The organism is Pseudomonas sp. B33.4 (assembly GCF_034555375.1).
GTDB lineage: Bacteria > Pseudomonadota > Gammaproteobacteria > Pseudomonadales > Pseudomonadaceae > Aquipseudomonas.
The window spans coordinates 5,747,371-5,766,398 of record NZ_CP140706.1; the positions used below are offsets into that span (position 1 = coordinate 5,747,371).

17 protein-coding genes and 1 pseudogene are annotated in these 19,028 nt (G+C 60.2%); 5 read left to right on the top strand and 13 right to left on the bottom strand.

Features of this window, described 5'->3' with window-relative positions:
• The first annotated feature begins 94 nt into the window (after positions 1–94).
• Together arfA and U6037_RS25420 are read left to right on the top strand one after the other, a co-directional pair.
• Complete coding sequence (arfA, locus tag U6037_RS25415; protein WP_053124158.1) at positions 95–259, top strand: alternative ribosome rescue factor ArfA; 165 nt, start codon at positions 95–97, stop codon at positions 257–259.
• A gap of 61 nt (positions 260–320) precedes the next feature.
• Entirely contained in the window at positions 321–1,643 is a 1,323-nt protein-coding gene (locus U6037_RS25420) for a lytic murein transglycosylase (RefSeq protein WP_322844923.1), read from the top strand.
• Between the two features lie 87 nt (positions 1,644–1,730).
• On the opposite strand, the gene U6037_RS25425 is transcribed toward U6037_RS25420, so the two are convergent.
• The 13 genes and pseudogenes from U6037_RS25425 to U6037_RS25485 all read right to left on the bottom strand — a co-directional run bounded on the left by U6037_RS25425 (position 1,731) and on the right by U6037_RS25485 (position 14,315).
• Entirely contained in the window at positions 1,731–2,678 is a 948-nt protein-coding gene (locus U6037_RS25425) for an LD-carboxypeptidase (protein WP_322844924.1), read from the bottom strand.
• 175 nt (positions 2,679–2,853) lie between these two features.
• The gene (gene lipA / locus U6037_RS25430) at positions 2,854–3,852 is read right to left on the bottom strand and encodes a lipoyl synthase (RefSeq protein WP_162130178.1); all 999 of its coding nucleotides are present in this window, start codon (positions 3,850–3,852) and stop codon (positions 2,854–2,856) included.
• Positions 3,853–3,877: 25 nt separating this feature from the next.
• Entirely contained in the window at positions 3,878–4,525 is a 648-nt protein-coding gene (lipB, locus tag U6037_RS25435) for a lipoyl(octanoyl) transferase LipB (protein WP_008087909.1), read from the bottom strand.
• Positions 4,525–4,800, bottom strand: a complete 276-nt coding sequence (locus tag U6037_RS25440) for a DUF493 domain-containing protein (protein WP_242206935.1) — start codon at positions 4,798–4,800, stop codon at positions 4,525–4,527. Before U6037_RS25440 ends, lipB begins: the two co-directional genes overlap by 1 nt.
• An 85-nt stretch (positions 4,801–4,885) precedes the next feature.
• On the bottom strand, positions 4,886–6,043 hold the full coding sequence (locus U6037_RS25445) for a D-alanyl-D-alanine carboxypeptidase family protein (protein WP_016986121.1): 1,158 nt from the start codon (positions 6,041–6,043) through the stop codon (positions 4,886–4,888).
• A 185-nt stretch (positions 6,044–6,228) separates the two neighbouring features.
• A pseudogene (locus U6037_RS25450) lies at positions 6,229–7,240 on the bottom strand (septal ring lytic transglycosylase RlpA family protein).
• Positions 7,240–8,250, bottom strand: coding sequence for a lytic murein transglycosylase B (gene mltB, locus U6037_RS25455; protein WP_093434581.1), 1,011 nt, complete (start codon positions 8,248–8,250; stop codon positions 7,240–7,242). The pseudogene U6037_RS25450 and the gene mltB overlap by 1 nt, the downstream one beginning before the upstream one ends.
• 17 nt (positions 8,251–8,267) lie before the next feature.
• Entirely contained in the window at positions 8,268–9,371 is a 1,104-nt protein-coding gene (gene rodA / locus U6037_RS25460; protein WP_049802149.1) for a rod shape-determining protein RodA, read from the bottom strand.
• 31 nt (positions 9,372–9,402) lie between these two features.
• Complete coding sequence (gene mrdA, locus U6037_RS25465) at positions 9,403–11,298, bottom strand: penicillin-binding protein 2 (RefSeq protein WP_322844925.1); 1,896 nt, start codon at positions 11,296–11,298, stop codon at positions 9,403–9,405.
• A gap of 10 nt (positions 11,299–11,308) precedes the next feature.
• Positions 11,309–11,776 (bottom strand): 23S rRNA (pseudouridine(1915)-N(3))-methyltransferase RlmH, encoded by a 468-nt coding sequence (gene rlmH, locus U6037_RS25470; RefSeq protein ID WP_003185785.1) that lies wholly within the window; start codon positions 11,774–11,776, stop codon positions 11,309–11,311.
• Between the two features lie 9 nt (positions 11,777–11,785).
• A complete protein-coding gene (rsfS, locus tag U6037_RS25475; RefSeq protein WP_042561254.1) occupies positions 11,786–12,280 on the bottom strand; it encodes a ribosome silencing factor in 495 nt (164 codons plus the stop codon).
• A 72-nt stretch (positions 12,281–12,352) separates the two neighbouring features.
• Positions 12,353–13,075 (bottom strand): nicotinate-nucleotide adenylyltransferase, encoded by a 723-nt coding sequence (nadD, locus tag U6037_RS25480; RefSeq protein ID WP_007909589.1) that lies wholly within the window; start codon positions 13,073–13,075, stop codon positions 12,353–12,355.
• Entirely contained in the window at positions 13,044–14,315 is a 1,272-nt protein-coding gene (locus tag U6037_RS25485) for a glutamate-5-semialdehyde dehydrogenase (RefSeq protein ID WP_322844926.1), read from the bottom strand. Before U6037_RS25485 ends, nadD begins: the two co-directional genes overlap by 32 nt.
• Before the next feature lie 177 nt (positions 14,316–14,492).
• Between U6037_RS25485 and U6037_RS25490 the strand changes: the two genes are divergently transcribed.
• The 3 genes from U6037_RS25490 to U6037_RS25500 all read left to right on the top strand — a co-directional run bounded on the left by U6037_RS25490 (position 14,493) and on the right by U6037_RS25500 (position 19,010).
• Positions 14,493–15,188, top strand: coding sequence for a DNA-3-methyladenine glycosylase (locus U6037_RS25490; protein WP_322844927.1), 696 nt, complete (start codon positions 14,493–14,495; stop codon positions 15,186–15,188).
• A gap of 126 nt (positions 15,189–15,314) precedes the next feature.
• Positions 15,315–16,631, top strand: coding sequence for a bifunctional DedA family/phosphatase PAP2 family protein (locus U6037_RS25495; RefSeq protein WP_322844928.1), 1,317 nt, complete (start codon positions 15,315–15,317; stop codon positions 16,629–16,631).
• 480 nt (positions 16,632–17,111) lie between these two features.
• Positions 17,112–19,010 carry a hypothetical protein gene (locus tag U6037_RS25500; protein ID WP_322844929.1) on the top strand — a complete coding sequence of 633 codons (1,899 nt, stop codon included), beginning with the start codon at positions 17,112–17,114 and terminating at the stop codon, positions 19,008–19,010.
• Positions 19,011–19,028 lie beyond the last annotated feature (18 nt).

The window sequence follows — 19,028 nt, forward strand, 5'->3', positions numbered from 1 at the left end:
TGTAGGAGCTGCCGAAGGCTGCGATCTTTTGACTTTTCTATAGCATGAGCAGATTATCTGCGGCGCAAAACCTCACTCACTCGAGAGAACCCTAATGAGCAAAAAGCCAGCAAAGCATGGCCCCAACAAGGCCAAATCCATCGTTGCCCAGCCCCTGTTCCGCAGTCGTCAGGAACGACCAACCAAGGGTAAAGGCAGCTACCGCCGCGAAGCCTTCCAGTCTGACAGCTGGGAGGCTTCTTACTTTCTGGCTGCCTGAAGCGCAGTACCCCTCGGTCATGTTAAGGTCTGCACCTGATTCGTATCCCCTGGAACCGTGCATGCCCTTTAGTCTTTCCCGTCGTTGGCCTGTTCGCCAATTGATCGCTGCCTCCAGCTTCATTCTGCTTGTCGCCTGCGCGGAAAAACCCACCGCCGCCGACGCACAACCTCTTCAAGCCGCGCCTGTCGCCACGGCCCCAGCGATCATCCCGCCGGTAGTGCCGTCCGCCGACCCTCTCGATCTGCAACCGACTCAAACCTTCGCTGAATGGCAGGCCGGTTTCCGCAAGGATGCCCTGGCCGCCGGGATTCGCGCCGATCTGTTCGATCGCGCGTTCGCCAATGTCAGCTTCGACGCCAGCGTGATTCGCGCTGACCGCAGTCAACCGGAGTTCTCCCGGCCGGTATGGGAATACCTCGATGGCGCCCTCTCGCCGCTGCGGGTACGCAAAGGTCAGGCACTGATCAGCCAGTACGCCGACATCCTGCAAAGCATCGAACAGCGTTATGGCGTTGACCGTCAGGCACTGGTTTCGGTGTGGGGTATGGAAAGCAATTTCGGTCAGTTTCAGGGCAGCAAGTCGGTGATCAACTCGCTGGCCACCCTCGCCTACGAGGGGCGCCGCCCGGGCTTTGCCCACGCTCAGCTGATCGCCGCCCTGCAGATCCTGCAACAGGGCGATATCACACCGGAGAAGATGCTCGGTTCCTGGGCCGGCGCGATGGGCCAGACCCAGTTCATTCCGACTACCTACAACACCCACGCTGTGGACTTTGACGGCGATGGCCGCCGCGACATCTGGGGCAGCCCAGCGGATGCGCTGGCATCCACCGCGCATTACCTGCAAAGCTCTGGCTGGCAACGTGGCCAGCCGTGGGGCTTCGAAGTACAACTGCCGAGCAGTTTCAATTACACGCTGGCTGACGGCGCGACTCGCAAGAGCGTCGCCGAATGGCGTCAGTTGGGCGTGACTCTGCCGAATGGCGGTCAGGTGCCAGCAGGCTCTGAACAGCTGTCTGCCGCCCTGCTGCTGCCGGCGGGCTATCGTGGCCCGGCGTTCCTGATCCTCGACAACTTTCGGGCGATCCTCAAGTACAACAACTCTTCGTCCTATGCGTTGGCGGTGAGCCTGTTGTCCGAGCGTTTCAACGGCGGCGGCCTGATCAATGGCACCTGGCCGAAAGATGATCTGCCACTGAGCCGCACCGAGCGTATGGAATTGCAGACGCTGCTGAGTGCGCGCAATTACGATGCCGGCACGGCGGACGGGATTATCGGCGCCAATACCCGTAAGGCGATTCGCAGTGCGCAGCAGTCGCTTGGCTGGCCAGCGGATGGCTATCCGACGCACAAGTTGCTGGAAAGTCTTCGGGCTCAGTAAGGCAAAATCAAAAGATCGCAGCCTGCGGCAGCTCCTACAAGGAACGCATTCCAATGTAGGAGCTGCCGCAGGCTGCGATCTTTTGCTTTACCGGGTCACCACATCCTGCTCGAGCATCAATTCCTTCTTGCCGGCGTCCAGCCGCACCAGCGCGCCCATCGGCAGTGTCAGGTTCGGATCGCAATGCCCGCTGCGCCAGCCCGATAGCACCGGAATCCGTAGCGGCGCAAAAGTCTGCTTGAGCAAGCGATTCAGTGCCGCGACGTCCACCCCCGCCACGTCGCCGACCAGCACACCGCGCAGCTTCGCCAGCTTGCCGGCCAGGCGCATCTGGGTCAGCAAGCGGTCGATGCGATACAGCGGCTCGTTGATATCTTCGATCAGCAGAATCACCCCTTCGACATCAATCTCGTAAGGCGTCCCTAACGTAGCGGCAATCATCGCCAGATTGCCGCCGAGCAAGCGTCCATGGGCGATACCGGGCTCCACCGTGGTCAACGGATAAGCCACCGGATGGCTGAGCACACTCCCCGCCTTCAACTGGCCGCGCAGCATGGCGAAGAACGAAGTGACGGTCGGCGGCTGCTTGTCACCGAGCAGATCGGCGTTGAGCAAAGGCCCGTGAAAGGTCACAAACCCTGCGTAGCGGCTGATGGCCAGATGCAGCGCGGTGATGTCGCTGTAGCCGACAAATGGCTTGGCGTTGCGACTCAGCAGATCGTAGTCGATGCGGTCCAGCAGCCGTGGCGTACCGTAGCCACCGCGCAGGCAGATGATCGCGTCGACCTCGGGGTCGGCGAACGCGGCGTGCAGATCGTTGAGGCGCACGTCATCGCTGCCAGCCAGATAGCCGTCCTTCGCGTAGACGCCAGGAAATACTTTCAGCCCATAACCACGGGCGCGCATCCATTGCACTGCCTTGTCAGTATCCAGCGCACCGGGACCGGCCGGTGCGATCACGCCGATCAGCCCTTCTGACGGCAGCGCCGGCACAGGCTTATGCGGAAAAAGGGTATGGGTCGGTCGAACGGTCATCCATGGATCTCCCTGTGTAAAGTCATGCACACACAGTAGTCAGGAACGGGGACAAACAGAAGAGGCTGCGTCGCCCCGCAAGTTGCAGGAAAAGTCGGCGTCTGGCGTAGGACAGGCAAAAAAATGCCCGCCGGGCTGCAAAGCCTCGGCGGGCATCTTTTGATTCAGCGCCGGATCAGGAACCCAGCAGCTCAGCCTTGACCAGCTTCGCCTGCTCGTCGGCATGGTACGAAGAACGTACCAACGGGCCGGAAGCGACGTTCTTGAAGCCCATCTTGTAACCTTCTTCGGCGAACCAGGCGAAGGTGTCCGGGTGCACGAAACGCTGCACCGGCAAGTGGCTGCGCGACGGTTGCAGATACTGGCCGAGGGTCAGCATGTCGATGTCGTGTTCGCGCATGCGCTTCATGACTTCGATAACTTCATCGTCCGTCTCGCCCAGACCCAGCATCAGGCCGGATTTGGTCGGAATGTGCGGCATCATCTGCTTGAAGCGTTGCAGCAGGGTCAGCGACCACTGGTAATCCGAACCCGGACGCGCAGCCTTGTACAGGCGCGGCACGGTTTCCAGGTTGTGGTTGAACACATCCGGTGGCTCGGCTGCGGTGATTTCCAGCGCGACATCCATACGGCCACGGTAGTCCGGGACCAGGGTCTCGAGCTGCACGTTCGGCGACAGCTTGCGGATTTCGCGGATGCAGTCGGCAAAGTGCTGGGCACCGCCGTCACGCAGGTCGTCGCGGTCAACCGAAGTGATCACCACGTACTTGAGCTTGAGGTCGGCAATGGCGATGGCCAGGCTTTCCGGCTCGTTGACGTCCAGTGGCTTCGGACGACCGTGGCCGACGTCGCAGAACGGGCAGCGACGGGTGCAGATGTCACCCATGATCATGAAGGTCGCGGTGCCACCTGAGAAGCATTCACCGAGGTTCGGGCAGGACGCTTCTTCGCAAACACTGTGCAGCTTGTGTTTGCGCAGCAGGCTCTTGATCCGGTCGACTTCCGGCGAAACCGGGATGCGTACACGAATCCAGTCAGGTTTCTTCGGCAGTTCGGTGGTCGGAATGATCTTTACCGGAATGCGTGCAACCTTCTCGGCGCCGCGCAGCTTGACGCCCGCTTCCACCTTGGGACGCGGGGCCGGGCGCTCGGTCACGTCGAGCGTCGGGATCATGGTTTGCACTGCATCAGTAGTCATATCAGTCGATTCCGCCCGTCAGGGTCGTCTGCTCAGCATAGTCGAGGTGTTTGACGAGCTGCGCACGCAGCCGGGCACTTACCTCGGCAAATTCAATCGATCCTGCGTGATCGCTCAGCTGGGTCATCGCCAGCCCGGCATAGCCGCAGGGATTAATCCGTCGAAACGGTTCCAGGTTCATATCCACGTTCAGGGCCAGGCCATGAAAGGAACAACCGTGGCGAATCCGCAAACCCAGAGAAGCGATTTTCGCTCCGTCGACGTACACGCCGGGAGCATCTGGTTTGGCCGCTGCGGTTACACCGTAGCTGGCCAGCAGCTCGATCAGGCAGAGCTCCATGCGACTGACCAGATCACGCACGCCGAAACCCAGCTTGCGTACATCCAGTAACAGGTAAGCCACTAACTGGCCCGGACCATGATAAGTCACCTGGCCGCCGCGATCGACCTGCACCACCGGGATATCGCCCGGCAGCAGCAAGTGTTCGGCCTTGCCGGCCTGGCCCTGAGTGAACACCGGTGGGTGTTCGACGAGCCAGATTTCGTCGGCGGCATCGCTGCCGCGTTCGTTGGTAAAACGTTGCATGGCATGCCAGACCGGCTCGTAAGCCATCTGGCCGAGCTCACGAAAGCCCAGCGTGCCCGGCATCACAACACCATGTGCACGAAACCGGTTGCCCGCAGATCGCTGTTGATGTTGTACAGCTGATCCTGATCGGTCGCGACGATGTGCAACTGAATGGTGGTGTATTTGCCGTTGCTGCTTTGACGCTCGTCGATGCGCTCATCATTGATGGTCGCGTGCTTCAGGACGATCTCGATGATCTTGTCCTTGTTGCCAACACCCGTATCGCTGATCACCTTAATCGGATAATCAGTCTGCGGGAATTCGATCTTTGGCGCCTTTACTTCGGTATCGGTCATGGCGTAACGGCCTCTTGAGCGCAAGCCGTGATAACGCGCATGGCCCCGCACCGGATCGGGGCGGGGCCATGCAGGTCAACACAAATCAGTTGAACAAGCCGTAGAAGAATAGACGGATGCTATCCCACATGCGGCGGAAGATACCACCCTCCTCGACGCCATCCAGAGCGATCAGGTCCGCGCTGTGCACGACCTTGTCTTCCAGTTTGACTTCGACTTTACCGATCACGTCGCCCTTGGCGATTGGCGCGGTCAGTTGCGGGTTCATGGTCATGCTCGCAGCAAGCTTCTTCAGCTGGCCTTTTGGCAGGGTCATGGTCAGGTCTTCAGCCAGGCCGGCCTTGACTTGATTGGTGGTGCCTTTCCACACCGGGGCCTGAGCCAGTTCGGTGCCCTTCTGATAGAAGGTCTGGGTTTCGAAGAAGCGGAAACCGTAGGTCAGCAGCTTCTGGGTTTCAGCGGCGCGAGCCACTTCGCTGTTGGTGCCGAACACCACGGCGATCAGGCGCTGGCCATCACGTACAGCCGAGGACACCATGCAGTAGCCGGCTTCGTCGGTGTGACCGGTTTTCAGACCGTCAACGGTCTTGTCGCGCCACAGCAGCAGGTTGCGGTTAGGCTGCTTGATGCCGTTCCAGAAGAACTCTTTCTGCGAGTAGATCGCGTAGTGAGCCGGGTCTTCGTGGATGATTGCGCGAGCCAGAATCGCCATATCGTGAGCCGACGAGTAGTGCTCAGGATTTGGCAGACCGGTCGGGTTCATGAAGTGGGTATTGGTCATGCCCAGATCGGTGACAGTCTTGTTCATCAGATCGGCGAACGCATCTTCGCTACCGGCGATGTGCTCGGACAGCGCCACGCTGGCGTCGTTGCCGGACTGGATGATGATGCCGTGCAGCAGGTCGCTGACAGTCACCTGCGAGCCAACCTTGATGAACATCCGCGAACCGCCGGTGCGCCAGGCGTTTTCGCTGACGGTCACCGGATCGTTTTCACCGATCTGGCCGCGACGGATTTCCAGGGTCGCGATGTACGCGGTCATCAGCTTGGTCAGACTGGCCGGTGGCAGACGCTGGTCACCGTTGTTCTCTACCAGCACGTTACCGCTGGCGGCATCCATGAGTACGTAGGCTTTGGCGGCCAGTTGCGGTGGCGACGGCATCATCTCGGCCGCGAAGGCGGCTGGCGAGAGGAGCAGCGGGACTAGCAGACACAGGCGTTTGGCAAAGGTGGTGATGTTCATCCGTCTCTCGAAATCGCTAATGGAAACTGTCCTTGCGGACAAAATTTAATCAGATGACTTTCTAACGAGCCATCGCGTGTTCAGTTGCTCACTCCAGTCACCCTTGCCGGGCTTTTGTTCTTCGACGAGCCAACAACCTGATTCACCCCCCAATCGCTGGCGAATCGTCAATCAAGTTCTACGTGTTACTCGGTGACCACACTTGGCGAACCAAGGTTGGCCAGGCGCACGCTGTTCTGCACCTGGGCAATTTCACCCGGCGAACCGATCGGCCCCAGGCGTACCCGATGCAGGGTCTGCTGATTGCGCACGATCGAGCTGATGAACACCGGAGCGCTCACCATCCCGCTGAGCTTCGACCTCAGCAGCTCTGCAGCGTCCGGGTTGGCGAACGCGCCCACCTGCAGATACTGGCCAGTTGCTGTTGCAGAAGCGTTTTTTTTTTGCACTCATCGGCACGGGGACGGTGTCAGAGGCATGTTGTTGCGGTGGCGGCGTCCATTGCTCGACGGTGCCGGCCGAGGCCGTGATCACCGGAGCGCTGTTCTGCGCGACCTGCGGCTCGTTGAGCATCAAGGGTGCCGGACGGCCCTTGGCGGCCCAGTATTGCTGCGGGTCGATGCCTTCGACCTTGACCCGTGCGGTGCCGGTTTCGGCGTAACCGAGTTTTTTCGCGGCGGCGTAGGACAAGTCGATGATGCGATCGGAATAGAACGGCCCACGGTCGTTGACCCGCAGGATTACTGTGCGGTTGTTGTCCAGGTTGGTCACCCGAACGTAACTTGGCAGCGGTAGTGTCTTGTGGGCGGCGCTCATGCCGTACAAGTCGTAGACCTCGCCGTTGGCGGTGTTCTGGCCATGAAACTTGGTGCCGTACCAGGACGCTGTACCCGAAGCGACGTAAGTCTTGGATTCCTGCAGCGGGAAGTAGGTTTTGCCCAGTACGGTGTACGGGTTGGCCTTGTACGGGCCGGTGTGCAGGGTCGGCGTCGCATCGGGGATGCGCGACACGTCGACGTCCCACCACGGCGCGCCGTCTTTGTGCGCACGGTTGATGTCCAGGCCCGGTTGCGCGCGCACAGCAGTATTCGAGGTTTTCGGCGTTGGCGAACGGCTGGTCGAACAACTGGCGACCAGCACTGCCAACGCAGCGAATGCCACCAGCTTCAGGGGTTTACTGTTAGGCAATGCCTGCATTACTTGACGCCCCGTGCTTGTACCAGCTGTTCAGACAGTTGATGTACGGCCATGGCGTACATCACGCTGCGGTTATAACGCGTGATCGCGTAGAAATTCTTCAGGCCCATCCAGTATTCAGGGCCGTTGTCGCCTTCGAGGCGAAATGCAGTAACCGGCATATCATCGCGCAGCGCATCATGACTTGACCAGCCCAGCGCTCGCAACTCTCCGACCGTTTTCGTCGGCTCGATACCGGTGGTCAGGCCTTCGTCGACCTGCTCGCCACGCACATCGGCACGGCTGACCACCGGCTCACCGGCGACCCAGCCGTGACGCTTGAAATAGCTCGCTACGCTGCCGATCGCATCATCCGGGTTGTTCCAGATATTGATGTGGCCGTCACCGTCGAAATCCACCGCATAGGCGCGAAAGCTGCTCGGCATGAACTGCGGCAAGCCCATGGCCCCGGCGTACGAGCCTTTGAGGGTCAATGGATCGACCTGTTCTTCACGGGCCAGCAGCAGGAACTCACGCAGTTCCTTGCGGAAAAATTCGGCACGGGGAGGATAGTCGAAACCGAGCGTCGACAAGGCATCGATTACCCGGTAATTGCCGGTATTACGTCCGAAAAAGGTTTCAACGCCGATGATCGACACGATGACTTGTGCCGGTACACCGTATTCCTGCTCGGCACGGGCCAGGGTCGCCTCGTGCTGACGCCAGAAATCCACACCACGGGCGATACGCGCGTCGGTGATGAACATCGGGCGGTATTCTTTCCACTGTTTGACCCGCTCGGCAGGTCTGGAAATGGCGTCGAGAATCGCCTGTTTGCGCTGAGCCTCGCGGAACACCGCCATCAATTGCTCACCGGCGAAACCGTAGTCGCGGGTCATTTCACCGACGAACTCGGCCACCTGCGGCGAGCCTTCGTATTCGCCGGCCAGCGCTTCCTGAACGCTGCCCAGCAGGCCCATCAGGCCAACCAGCGGCGCGCATCGAGTCGCCCAGCCACGCATTACTTGCATTGAACTCTTCACCTTATTCAAACCTGTGCGATCCACTTGCGATGGGTATGGATCGACATCAAAACCCCAAACGCTGACAGCAGCGTCACCAGCGAAGTTCCTCCGTAGCTAATGAACGGCAACGGCACCCCTACAACCGGCAGCAGGCCACTGACCATACCGATGTTGACGAAAACGTAAACAAAAAACGTCATGGTCAACGCGCCGGCGAGCAATTTGCCGAACAGCGTCTGTGCCTGGGCGGTGATCACCAGTCCCCGGCCAATCAGCAACAGATAGATCAGCAGCAGCGCACAAATGCCCACCAGGCCGAACTCTTCACCGAGTACGGCAATGATGAAGTCAGTGTGGCTTTCCGGCAGGAAGTCCAGGTGCGACTGGGTGCCGAGCAACCAGCCCTTGCCGAACACGCCGCCGGAACCGATCGCGGCTTTCGACTGAATGATGTTCCAGCCGGTGCCCAGCGGATCGCTTTCCGGGTCGAGGAAGGTGAGGATTCGCTGTTTCTGGTAGTCGTGCATGATGAAGAACCACATCGCCACCGACACCGGGATCGCCGCCGCCAATACACTGAGAATCCAGCGCCAGCGCAGCCCGCCCATGAACAACACGAACGCGCCGCCCGCCAGAATCAGCAACGAAGTGCCGAGATCGGGCTGACGCACGATCAGCGCGAACGGTACGCCAATCAGCATCAGGCTGATGCCGACATGCTTGAGTTGCGGCGGCAGCGTACGCTTGGACAAATACCAGGCAATGGTCGCCGGCATCAGGATTTTCATGAATTCCGAGGGCTGGAAGCGGATCACCCCGGGGATATTGATCCAGCGCGTTGCACCCATGGCGTTATGACCCATGATGTCCACCACCAACAGCAGCACCACGCCGATTACATAGCCAAGTGGCACCCAACGCGCCATGAAGCGCGGTTCGAACTGGGCGATGATAATCATCGACACCAGACCGATGCCGAACGAGGTGGCTTGCTTGGCCAGCAGATCCCAGCTCTTGCCGCTCGCCGAATACAGCACGAACAAACTGCCGGCGGCGAGGATCAGCAGCAGGATCAACAGCGGGCCATCGATATGCAGTCTTTGCAGCAACGTCGCGCGGCGACGCATCACATCCTCACTGGAGAGCATGCGATCAAAGTTATTCATCACGGGCCGTAGCCTCCGCACTGATTGGGCTGGCGTATTCGGCCTTCAAACGTCCGTCCTGATCGAGCAGCCAGGCGTCCATGACCTGCCGCACCACCGGTGCCGCAACGCCGGAGCCGGACTCACCGTTCTCGACCATCACCGATACAACGATTTTCGGGTCATCGGCCGGGGCGAAACCGACGAACAAGGCGTGGTCGCGGTGGCGCTCCTGAACCTTGGAGCGGTCGTATTTCTCACCCTGCTTGATCGCCACCACCTGAGCGGTACCCGACTTGCCGGCAATCCGGTATTGCGCGCCGATCGCTGCTTTGCGCGCAGTACCTCGCGCGCCGTGCATCACCTGCTGCATGCCGTGGTTGACCTTGGTCCAGTCGGACGGATCACGCAGGACAATGTCCGGCATCGGATTTTCGTCCACCGGCTTCACCCCTTCGAGGGATTTGGCCAGGTGCGGACGATTCCAGATGCCTTTGTTGGCCACCAGCGCGGTGGCCTGGGCCAACTGCAGCGGGGTTGATTGCATGTAGCCCTGACCGATTCCGAGAATCAGGGTTTCGCCCGGGAACCACGCCTGTTTACGCGTCGCCCGTTTCCATTCGCGGGACGGCATCAGGCCGGGGGATTCTTCGAACATGTCCAGTGAGACCTTCTGGCCGATGCCGAACTTGTTCATATAAGCCGACAACCGATCAATGCCGAGCTTGTGCGCCAGGTCATAGAAGTAGGTGTCGTTGGAACGCATGATCGCCGTATCGAGATCGACGAAGCCGTCACCGGTACGGTTCCAGTTACGGTATTTGTGATCGTAGTTGGGCAGCATGTAGTAGCCGGGGTCGAACACCCGGCTCGACGCTGTCACCACACCGGAATCGAGACCGGCAATCGCCACCGCTGGCTTGATCGTCGAGCCCGGCGGGTACAGACCGCGCAACACGCGGTTGAACAATGGCCGGTCAATGGAATCACGCAGCTCGGCATAAGCCTTGAAGCTGATGCCAGTGACGAACAGGTTCGGGTCGAAACTCGGCTGGCTGACCATCGCCAGCACTTCGCCGGTCTTCGGATCGAGCGCCACCACCGCACCGCGACGCCCGCCCAATGCTGCCTCGGCCGCTTCCTGCAATTTGATGTCCAGGCTCAGGACAATGTCCTTGCCGGGAATCGGATCGGTGCGCTTGAGCACACGCAGCACGCGGCCACGGGCGTTGGTCTCGACTTCTTCGTAACCAACCTGACCGTGCAATTCCGGCTCATAGAAACGCTCGATGCCGGTTTTGCCAATGTGATGGGTGCCGCTGTAGTTGACCGGATCGAGGCTCTTCAGCTCTTTCTCGTTGATCCGCCCCATATACCCCACCGAGTGCGCAAAATGCGCGCCCTGCGGGTAGTGACGAACCAGCTGCGCAACCACTTCCACACCGGGCAGACGGAACTGATTCACCGCGATCCGGGCAATCTGCTCTTCGCTCAGCTCGAACAGGATCGGCACCGGCTCGAATGGCCGGCGCCCCTGACGCATGCGCTTCTCGAAGATCACCCGGTCCTCGGGCGTCAGCTCCAGCACTTCGACGATGACGTCGAGCACTTGCTGCCAGTCGCCGGAGCGCTCGCGGGTCATGCTCAGGCTGAAGCTCGGACGGTTATCCGCCACCACCACGCCATTACGGTCGAAAATCAGTCCGCGCGTCGGCGGAATCGGCTGCACGTGGACGCGGTTGTTTTCCGACAGTGTCGAGTGGTACTCGTACTGGATCACCTGCAAGTAATACAGCCGCGCGATCAGCACGCCGATCAGCAACATGATCGCAATGGCCCCGAACACGACGCGGCTACGCACCAGGCGTGCGTCCTTTTCGTGGTCCTTGATGCGGATCGGCTGAGACATGAGGGCTGGATTACTTGTGGTAAGGGTGACCGGACAGCACGGTCCAGGCACGATACAACTGTTCGCCGATCAGGATCCGCACCAACGGGTGCGGCAACGTCAGCGGCGACAACGACCAGCGCTGATCGGCACGGGCACAGACTTCCGGCGCCAGCCCTTCCGGGCCACCGACCATGAAATTGACCGTGCGCGAATCCAGCCGCCAACGGTCAAGTTCGACCGCAAGCTGCTCGGTGCTCCAGGGTTTGCCGTGGACTTCCAGCGTGACGATCCGCTCGTTCGGCCCGACCTTGGCCAGCATGGCTTCGCCTTCCTGGCGGATGAATCGGGCCACGTCGGCATTCTTGCCACGGGTATTGAGCGGTATTTCCACCAGTTCCAGCGCCAGCTCGGACGGAAGACGCTTGGCATATTCATGCCAGCCTTCTTCCACCCATTTGGGCATGCGTGAACCGACGGCGATCAGGCGCAGTCGCACAGCAATCCCTTACAGCTGGTCTTTGTTGAGCTTGGTGAAGTGCTCGTGGGTGTTTTCCGGGCTGTGGTGTTTGGCATCGGCCGCACGGCTCTGCTCGGCACCGGCCCACAGGCGTTCCAGGTCGTAGAACTGACGTGCCGAGGCAGTCATCATGTGCACGATCACCAGGTCCAGGTCGAGGAGCACCCAGTCGCTGTCGCCCTTGCCTTCTTCGCCCAGCGGCTTGGCGCCCTGCTTTTTGACTTCTTCGCGAACCTTGTCGAGCATCGCGTTGATCTGGCGGTTGGACGTACCGGTGGCGATGATCATGTAGTCAGTGATGCTCTGCTTGTCGCGAACATCGATGATCTGGATGTCTTGCGCCTTGACGTCTTCCAGAGCGGCAACAGCAAGCTTGACCAGTTCGTCGCCCTTCAGCGGCTCGTTGGTATTGGCCACTTCCGGCAGCGGCGCGCTTTTGAATGTGCCTTTGCGTTTTACTTTCGGTAGGTCTTTGTCAGTCATATAAAACTCGTTTTGCTCATATATTCGGCGGCTTGGCGATACGTGGATTCGTATCAGTGAAGCACGCCTTGCTCAGTTCGACGCACGATACAGACCGTGCGCATCGATGTAGGCCAGGACCGCGTCGGGCACCAGGAAACGTACCGACTTACCGCTGGCCAGCAGTTGACGGATCTGGGTGGCGGAAACCGCGAGCGGTGTCTGCCAGACGAATGCAATCTGTCCGCTCGGCCCTTTCAGGGCCAGCGGGTCGCTCACCGAACGCGCTGCCAGCAGGTTGCGCAAGGCATCCGGCGGTTCGCTGTCGGCGTCCGGGCGCTGTAGCACCAGGATGTGGCAATGCTGGAGCAACTCTTCCCAGCGATGCCAAGTGGGCAGGCCGCAAAATGCGTCCCAGCCCAAAAGCAGAAAAACCTGGGTCTCGGCGGGCATTTCAGCCCGCATCGACTCCAGGGTATCAATGGTCCAGGATGGCTTGTCCCGCTGCAATTCGCGGGCGTCCACCACCAGTGGCGGCATTCCGGCCACCGCACACTCGACCATCGCCAGCCGATCCTGCGCCGACACCTGCGGTGTACCGCGATGTGGCGGCCGCGCATTCGGCATCAGGCGCAACTCGTCGAGCGCCAGCGCTTCGGCGACTTCCAGGCCACCGCGCAAATGGCCGATGTGCACCGGGTCGAACGTGCCGCCCAGGACGCCGATTCGCCGAGGGCGGGACTCGCTGCCGGGTGCCGGCGCTGTCAGGTCGAGGTCGGTCAAGTCAGACCGTCGCCTGGCCGCGCAACTGGCCATCACCGACCACGATGTACTTCTCGCAGGTCAGTCCTTCGAGACCCACCGGGCCGCGGGCGTGCAGCTTATCAGTAGAAATGCCGATCTCGGCACCCAATCCGTATTCAAATCCATCGGCGAAGCACGTCGGGGTGTTGACCATCACCGACGCCGAGTCGACCTCCGCCACAAAGCGCCGGGTGTCGGCGAGGTTTTCGCTGACGATCGAGTCGGTGTGATGGGAGCCGTAATGGTTGATGTGTTCGATGGCCTGATCCAGATCGTCGACCACGCGGATCGACAGGATCGGTGCCAGATATTCGGTGTTCCAGTCGTCTTCGCTGGCGGCAACGGCGTCGATGATCGCCCGAGTGCGCTCGCAGCCACGCAGTTCGACGCCTTTTTCGCGGAACTGGGCGGCCATCGACGGAAGGAAATCCTTGGCAACCGTTTGATCGACCAGCAACGTCTCCATCGCACCGCAGATGCCATAACGATAAGTTTTGGCATTGAAGGCAATGCGCTGGGCTTTCGGCAGATCGGCGTGGGCACTGACGTAGACGTGGCAGATGCCGTCCAGATGCTTGATCACCGACACCCGGGCATCGCGACTGATGCGTTCGATCAGGCCACGGCCACCGCGCGGCACGATCACGTCGACGTATTCAGGCATGGTGATCATCGCGCCAACAGCCGCACGGTCGGTGGTTTCGACCACTTGCACCACGGCGGCGGGCAGTTCGGCTTCGGCCAGACCGCGCTGAATGCACGCGGCGATTGCGCGGTTGGAGTGAATCGCTTCGGAACCGCCGCGCAGGATAGTCGCGTTGCCGGATTTCAGGCACAGACTGGCGGCATCGATGGTCACGTTCGGGCGGGATTCGTAGATGATCCCGATCACGCCCAGCGGCACGCGCATCTTGCCGACCTGAATCCCCGACGGACGGAAGCTCATGTCACGGATCGCACCGACCGGGTCCGGCAACGCAGCCACCTGACGCAAACCAACGATCATGCCGTCGATTCGGGCCGGAGTCAGTTCCAGACGTTCCAGCAGAGCGGGTTCCAGACCATTGTCGCGACCGGCTGCCAGATCCAGTTCATTGGCGGCGGCAAGTTCGGCGCGCGCGGCGTCCAGGGCATTGGCAGCGGCCTGCAGGGCGCGGTTTTTCTGCGCGGTGCTGGCACGGCCGATGACCCGGGAGGCTTCGCGGGCGGCGCGACCCAATCGGGTCATGTAGTCAAGAACGGACTCAGTCATGGTCTGCTGGGGTCTTGGCAAAGAGGAAAGCGGCAGATTATAGCTGTCGCGTCCCGGGACTAACAGCGGTGACGGGCGGATGGTCAAAATGAACGCTGATTCGCCGGCGTTCAGGCCCAATTAAGCCGTGCATTGTTATCATCACGACCTCTTGAGCCTGGATAAACATCGCCTGCCATGTCCAACCTGACCGTTCGCAACCGCGCCGAACGCCTGCCGCTGGGGCTGCCGGACGCCTTTTTCGACCGAGATGCGCAAGTACTGGCGCAGGATCTGCTCGGCAAAGTCATTCGCCATCGCGTCGGCGACCTGTGGCTCAGCGCGCGAATCATCGAAACCGAAGCCTATTACTGCGCCGAAAAAGGCAGTCACGCGTCCCTCGGCTATACAGAAAAGCGTAAGGCTTTGTTTCTGGATGGCGGGCACATCTATATGTACTACGCCCGTGGCGGTGATTCGCTGAACTTCAGCGCACAAGGTCCGGGCAATGCGGTACTGATCAAATCCGCCTATCCGTGGGTCGATGAAATCAGCGGACCGGCGAGCCTGGCGCAGATGCTGCTGAACAACCCTGATGCTCAGGGACGTGCGCGCCCTTCGCAAAAGCTTTGCGCCGGGCAGACCCTGCTGTGCAAGGCGCTGGGGCTGAAGGTGCCGATGTGGGACGCCAAGCGTTTCGATCATGAAGTCCTGTTGGTGGAAGACACCGGACCGGCGCCTTCGCACATCATTCAAACCACACGTCTGGGCATTCCCCATGGCCGTGACGAACATCTGATGTACCGCTTTGTCGACGCGACCTATGCGCAATGGTGCACGCGGAACCCGCTGCGACGCGGTCAGGTCGAAGGCCGGGATTATTTTCTGCTGTAAACACAAACCGGTGCAGGAGCTGCCGAAGGCTGCGATCTTTTGATCTCGTTTTCAAGATCAGGATCAAAAGATCGCAGCCTTCGGCAGCTCCTGCATAGGGATCATCAATGATTGGAGTTTTTCTGTATGGGCCCATGGCTCGATAGCGTGACCGGTTGGCTGGCAGCCAATCCACAGTGGCTGGCTGCTGCGGTGTTCATTGTTGCCTTTGTGGAATGCCTGGCGATTGCCGGTTTGATCGTGCCGGGTACCGTGCTGCTGTTTGCCGTGGCCGTTCTGGCCGGCAGCGGCGCACTGTCGCTGAGCGAAACGTTGCTGTTGGGTTTTCTCGGCGGGATTCTCGGCGACGCCGTTTCGTATTTCCTCGGTCGCCACTTCCACCAGAACATCCGGCGCCTGCCGGGCTTGCGCCATCATCCGGAATGGATGGCCGGCGCTGAGTCGTATTTCCAGCGCTACGGCATCGCCAGCCTGCTGGTCGGTCGCTTTATCGGACCGTTGCGGCCGATGCTGCCCATGGTCGCCGGCATGTGCGACATGCCCTTCCCGCGTTTCGCCGCTGTCAGCCTGTTGGCCGCCGCCGGCTGGAGCCTGGCCTATCTGCTGCCGGGCTGGGCCACCGGCGCGGCCTTCCGCCTGCCATTGCCTGAAGGGTTCTGGCTGCAAGCCGGGATTGTCGCTGGCAGCATCGCCGTGATGGTCGGCCTCAGCGTGAACAGCAGCCTGCGTCGTCACCGCCGCGCGACGATCTGGATCAGCAGCATGAGCTTGTTGATACTGATCGGTCTGTTCATCGGCTATCCGTACCTGACAGCACTCGATCAAGGCGTGATGACGCTGGTGCAGGAACATCGCCAACCGGTGCTCGATGAAATCGCGGTCACGCTGACCCTGATTGGCGAATTCCGCAACATGCTGCTGTTCAGCGTCCTGCTGACGGGTCTGTTGCTGCTGTGCCGGCAATGGCGCCAGGCGATTTTCGTCGGCGGCACGTTGCTGGTCACCGCACTGGCGAACACCGGGACCAAATACTTCTTCGCCCGGGTGCGCCCGGAAGTGCTGAGCGATCCGCTGACCACTTACAGCATGCCCAGCGGCCACGCATCAGGTTCATTTGCGCTGTTCCTGACCCTGGCCGTGCTGGCGGGTCGCGGACAGCCACCGCGCATGCGCCTGACCTGGTTGCTGATCGCCTGTATTCCGGCCCTCGCCATCGCGCTGTCGCGGGTCTATCTGGGCGCGCACTGGCCGACCGACGTATTGGCCGGTGCCATGCTCGCCGCCTGCGTCTGCGCAGCAGCACTGTGGCTGAGTCAGCGCAAAAGCCCGCTCAATCCCATGCCGTTCAAGATCTGGTGGTTGATCCTGCCGGCCATGTTGGCGCTGTTTGGTTTTTTCGTCCTGCGGCATCTGCCCCATACGTTGTTGCGTTACGCCTATTGAATGAGGCGATATACAAGCCTTATTCCTTTCGCGCTGCTCTTTTAGGAAATATCCGACAGGAGCAGCGCTGTTCCCTTATTAAAACTTACTCGTCCAAGGTAAAACATCTTATTCACCAAACTGCAACTTCCTACACTTAAAAATAAAAACAATAGAAGTTACACATCACCGGTAAAGCGCTACAACAACGCCTTCCATAACTTGAAAAACCAGTTAGATTAAATCCACAACCCTTGAAACCCTTCGGCAAATTCTCGCCATTAAAGTGAGACTGCTTGCACTTGCCTGCCACACAAACAACTCAACTTACAAATCGAGGGGTTCAATACATCAACTGATTTCGAGTACTCCATGAGTCCAAAGATACCGCGCAAACCGCCCCAGACCTCAACGCAGCAACCTGACTCGAGCACATTCCCGCCCCAGCGAACCGATACACCCTTCACTACAGGTGCGCCTTCAGTTTTCCGGCTACCGGGTTTGCCGATTGGCCAGGCCCCCGCCCACACCACTGGCGGCCGCCCGATCATCGACAACACCCCGCCTGCCGTCGTTATCCAGGCCATGCCAACTACAAATCCTGCCCGCCTCTCCAGCGATAATTCGCCAGACACTTACTGGCTGCGCGACGACTTCCTGCGCGGCATGAAACCGGCGGAGGATGACGGTTTTCGCTGGATCGTCGGACGCCAGTTTGTCGACGTCGAATATGACGGAGGATTGCGCACTACCCATGTCGGCCAGGATGGCGACGGAATTTATCGCTGCAAGCTGGTCACTGAGCGAGCGGCTTCCGGGCCAGCGCTTTACCGGAATGAAGGCCGATTGACCTGGCGCCTGACGAAACATCCGGCGCCTGCCATGGCCTCGACGAAACGACCTGCGCCAGCCCCCGAAACAGACCCCGTCGCGAAACGCCCCCGACCAGCGCCCCTCGATTGGAATCTGTACAAAGCCTCCCTGCGTTCACCGGATGCGCAGGGCTATTACGAGCTGGCACCCGCATTCGGGGCCAACAAGACGGTCACGCAATTTGCCTTCAAGGATCAGTTCGGCAACCGGATCCCGGTCGATCCACCGGCCGGCGGTTTCGGCGCCCTGCCCACACATTTGAAGCACTGGAGCGATCACGAGATCTGGCAGATTTATGACATCCATGGCCAGGACCTCGTGCGTTTTCGCACCGATGCCCAAGCCAGTGGCAAGCGTCCGCACTGGGCGGTTCCCAAAGTCACCAACCCGCACCGTGACTTGCTGCGCGATACACTGCGCTGGCTACACCCGGCCATGAGCCTCACGCAACGCGAGGCATTCCTGCAGTCCTATAACCTGCTGCCCAGCCAACTGGCCCGCTTGCAACAGGACCTGAAGACCGAACTGAAAATGCCGCAATGGGCGCAAGCACACAAACGCCTGATCGACGACGTCGACAATCCGCAGCGCTTTGAGCAACTGAGCCAGGATGCTGTCAAGGAACTCAACCTCAAGCGTGATGCCCGGCATGACTGGTACAGCCCTGAAACCGCCATGACCGCACCCGTGCGCGAAGCGCTGCTGAGCAAACTCGGCTATCTGCGCAACAAGAACAATTGCCTGTACCGCACGGACATTCCGGCGCTGTTCAGGGGCGACGAGCGCACACCGTTCGAACTCGCCAACGACGGCTTCATGCTGCCACGATACAAGCACAAACCGGGGGCTACCACGCATAAACCGATGAGTGCGACCTTCAGCCTCAAAGAAGGAAAGATGTACGCAAGCGAGCCTGATCCAGAGTATTTGCGCTTCAACAGCCAGACCAACAAATACCCGGGGCGGGATGCTGACGATAGCGCCTCGGGCAGTGACACCAGTGACACCAGTGACACAGAAAGCAGCGCATCTTCCGAATGGTCCGAGGCCGCAAGCCCTGTTCCGTGGGATCACGATCGTCGCTATGAATCAACGCGCACACGCCAGCAGGAAATGTTTCTGTATGTGCTCGACACCCGCCACCTGGAAGTGGTGCCTCATGAAGAAAACATGAGCTTCAATTCAACGGCTCGTGACACGCCTCCCACCTGGTTTCCCTCTGACGACTTCGAAGGGTTGATTTCGGTCAGCCGCAGCGGACTGCACGCCGAGCGCATCTGGCTGCTGAATTCTGCCCTGACCAAAGCGGTAAAGATCGACGACATCAAAGACCAGGCAGGTGCAAGCGCAGAACGCATCGAAGGTGCCACCCATGCCGGACATCAGAACCAATTCGAGTACGACCGGTTGATCGACAAAGCCGAGGCCGCCGGCAAACCCGTGCTCAGGCTGTCGGGCCAAGGCGAGGAGTTCGCCTACGACATCAGCTGGCCCGAGTCGGCAACGCCAACGACTCAACCTCAGTGACACACCGGTAGGGACACC

What these genes read in the sequence shown, in the direction of transcription:
- arfA (WP_053124158.1), top strand. Translation starts at nt 95, where the DNA reads ATGAGCAAAAAGCCAGCAAAGCATGGCCCCAACAAGGCCAAATCCATC.
- U6037_RS25420 (WP_322844923.1), top strand. Translation starts at nt 321, where the DNA reads ATGCCCTTTAGTCTTTCCCGTCGTTGGCCTGTTCGCCAATTGATCGCT.
- U6037_RS25425 (WP_322844924.1), bottom strand. Translation starts at nt 2,678, where the DNA reads ATGACCGTTCGACCGACCCATACCCTTTTTCCGCATAAGCCTGTGCCG.
- lipA (WP_162130178.1), bottom strand. Translation starts at nt 3,852, where the DNA reads ATGATCCCGACGCTCGACGTGACCGAGCGCCCGGCCCCGCGTCCCAAG.
- lipB (WP_008087909.1), bottom strand. Translation starts at nt 4,525, where the DNA reads ATGCCGGGCACGCTGGGCTTTCGTGAGCTCGGCCAGATGGCTTACGAG.
- U6037_RS25440 (WP_242206935.1), bottom strand. Translation starts at nt 4,800, where the DNA reads ATGACCGATACCGAAGTAAAGGCGCCAAAGATCGAATTCCCGCAGACT.
- U6037_RS25445 (WP_016986121.1), bottom strand. Translation starts at nt 6,043, where the DNA reads ATGAACATCACCACCTTTGCCAAACGCCTGTGTCTGCTAGTCCCGCTG.
- mltB (WP_093434581.1), bottom strand. Translation starts at nt 8,250, where the DNA reads ATGCAAGTAATGCGTGGCTGGGCGACTCGATGCGCGCCGCTGGTTGGC.
- rodA (WP_049802149.1), bottom strand. Translation starts at nt 9,371, where the DNA reads ATGCGTCGCCGCGCGACGTTGCTGCAAAGACTGCATATCGATGGCCCG.
- mrdA (WP_322844925.1), bottom strand. Translation starts at nt 11,298, where the DNA reads ATGTCTCAGCCGATCCGCATCAAGGACCACGAAAAGGACGCACGCCTG.
- rsfS (WP_042561254.1), bottom strand. Translation starts at nt 12,280, where the DNA reads ATGACTGACAAAGACCTACCGAAAGTAAAACGCAAAGGCACATTCAAA.
- nadD (WP_007909589.1), bottom strand. Translation starts at nt 13,075, where the DNA reads ATGGCCAGTTGCGCGGCCAGGCGACGGTCTGACTTGACCGACCTCGAC.
- U6037_RS25485 (WP_322844926.1), bottom strand. Translation starts at nt 14,315, where the DNA reads ATGACTGAGTCCGTTCTTGACTACATGACCCGATTGGGTCGCGCCGCC.
- U6037_RS25490 (WP_322844927.1), top strand. Translation starts at nt 14,493, where the DNA reads ATGTCCAACCTGACCGTTCGCAACCGCGCCGAACGCCTGCCGCTGGGG.
- U6037_RS25495 (WP_322844928.1), top strand. Translation starts at nt 15,315, where the DNA reads ATGGGCCCATGGCTCGATAGCGTGACCGGTTGGCTGGCAGCCAATCCA.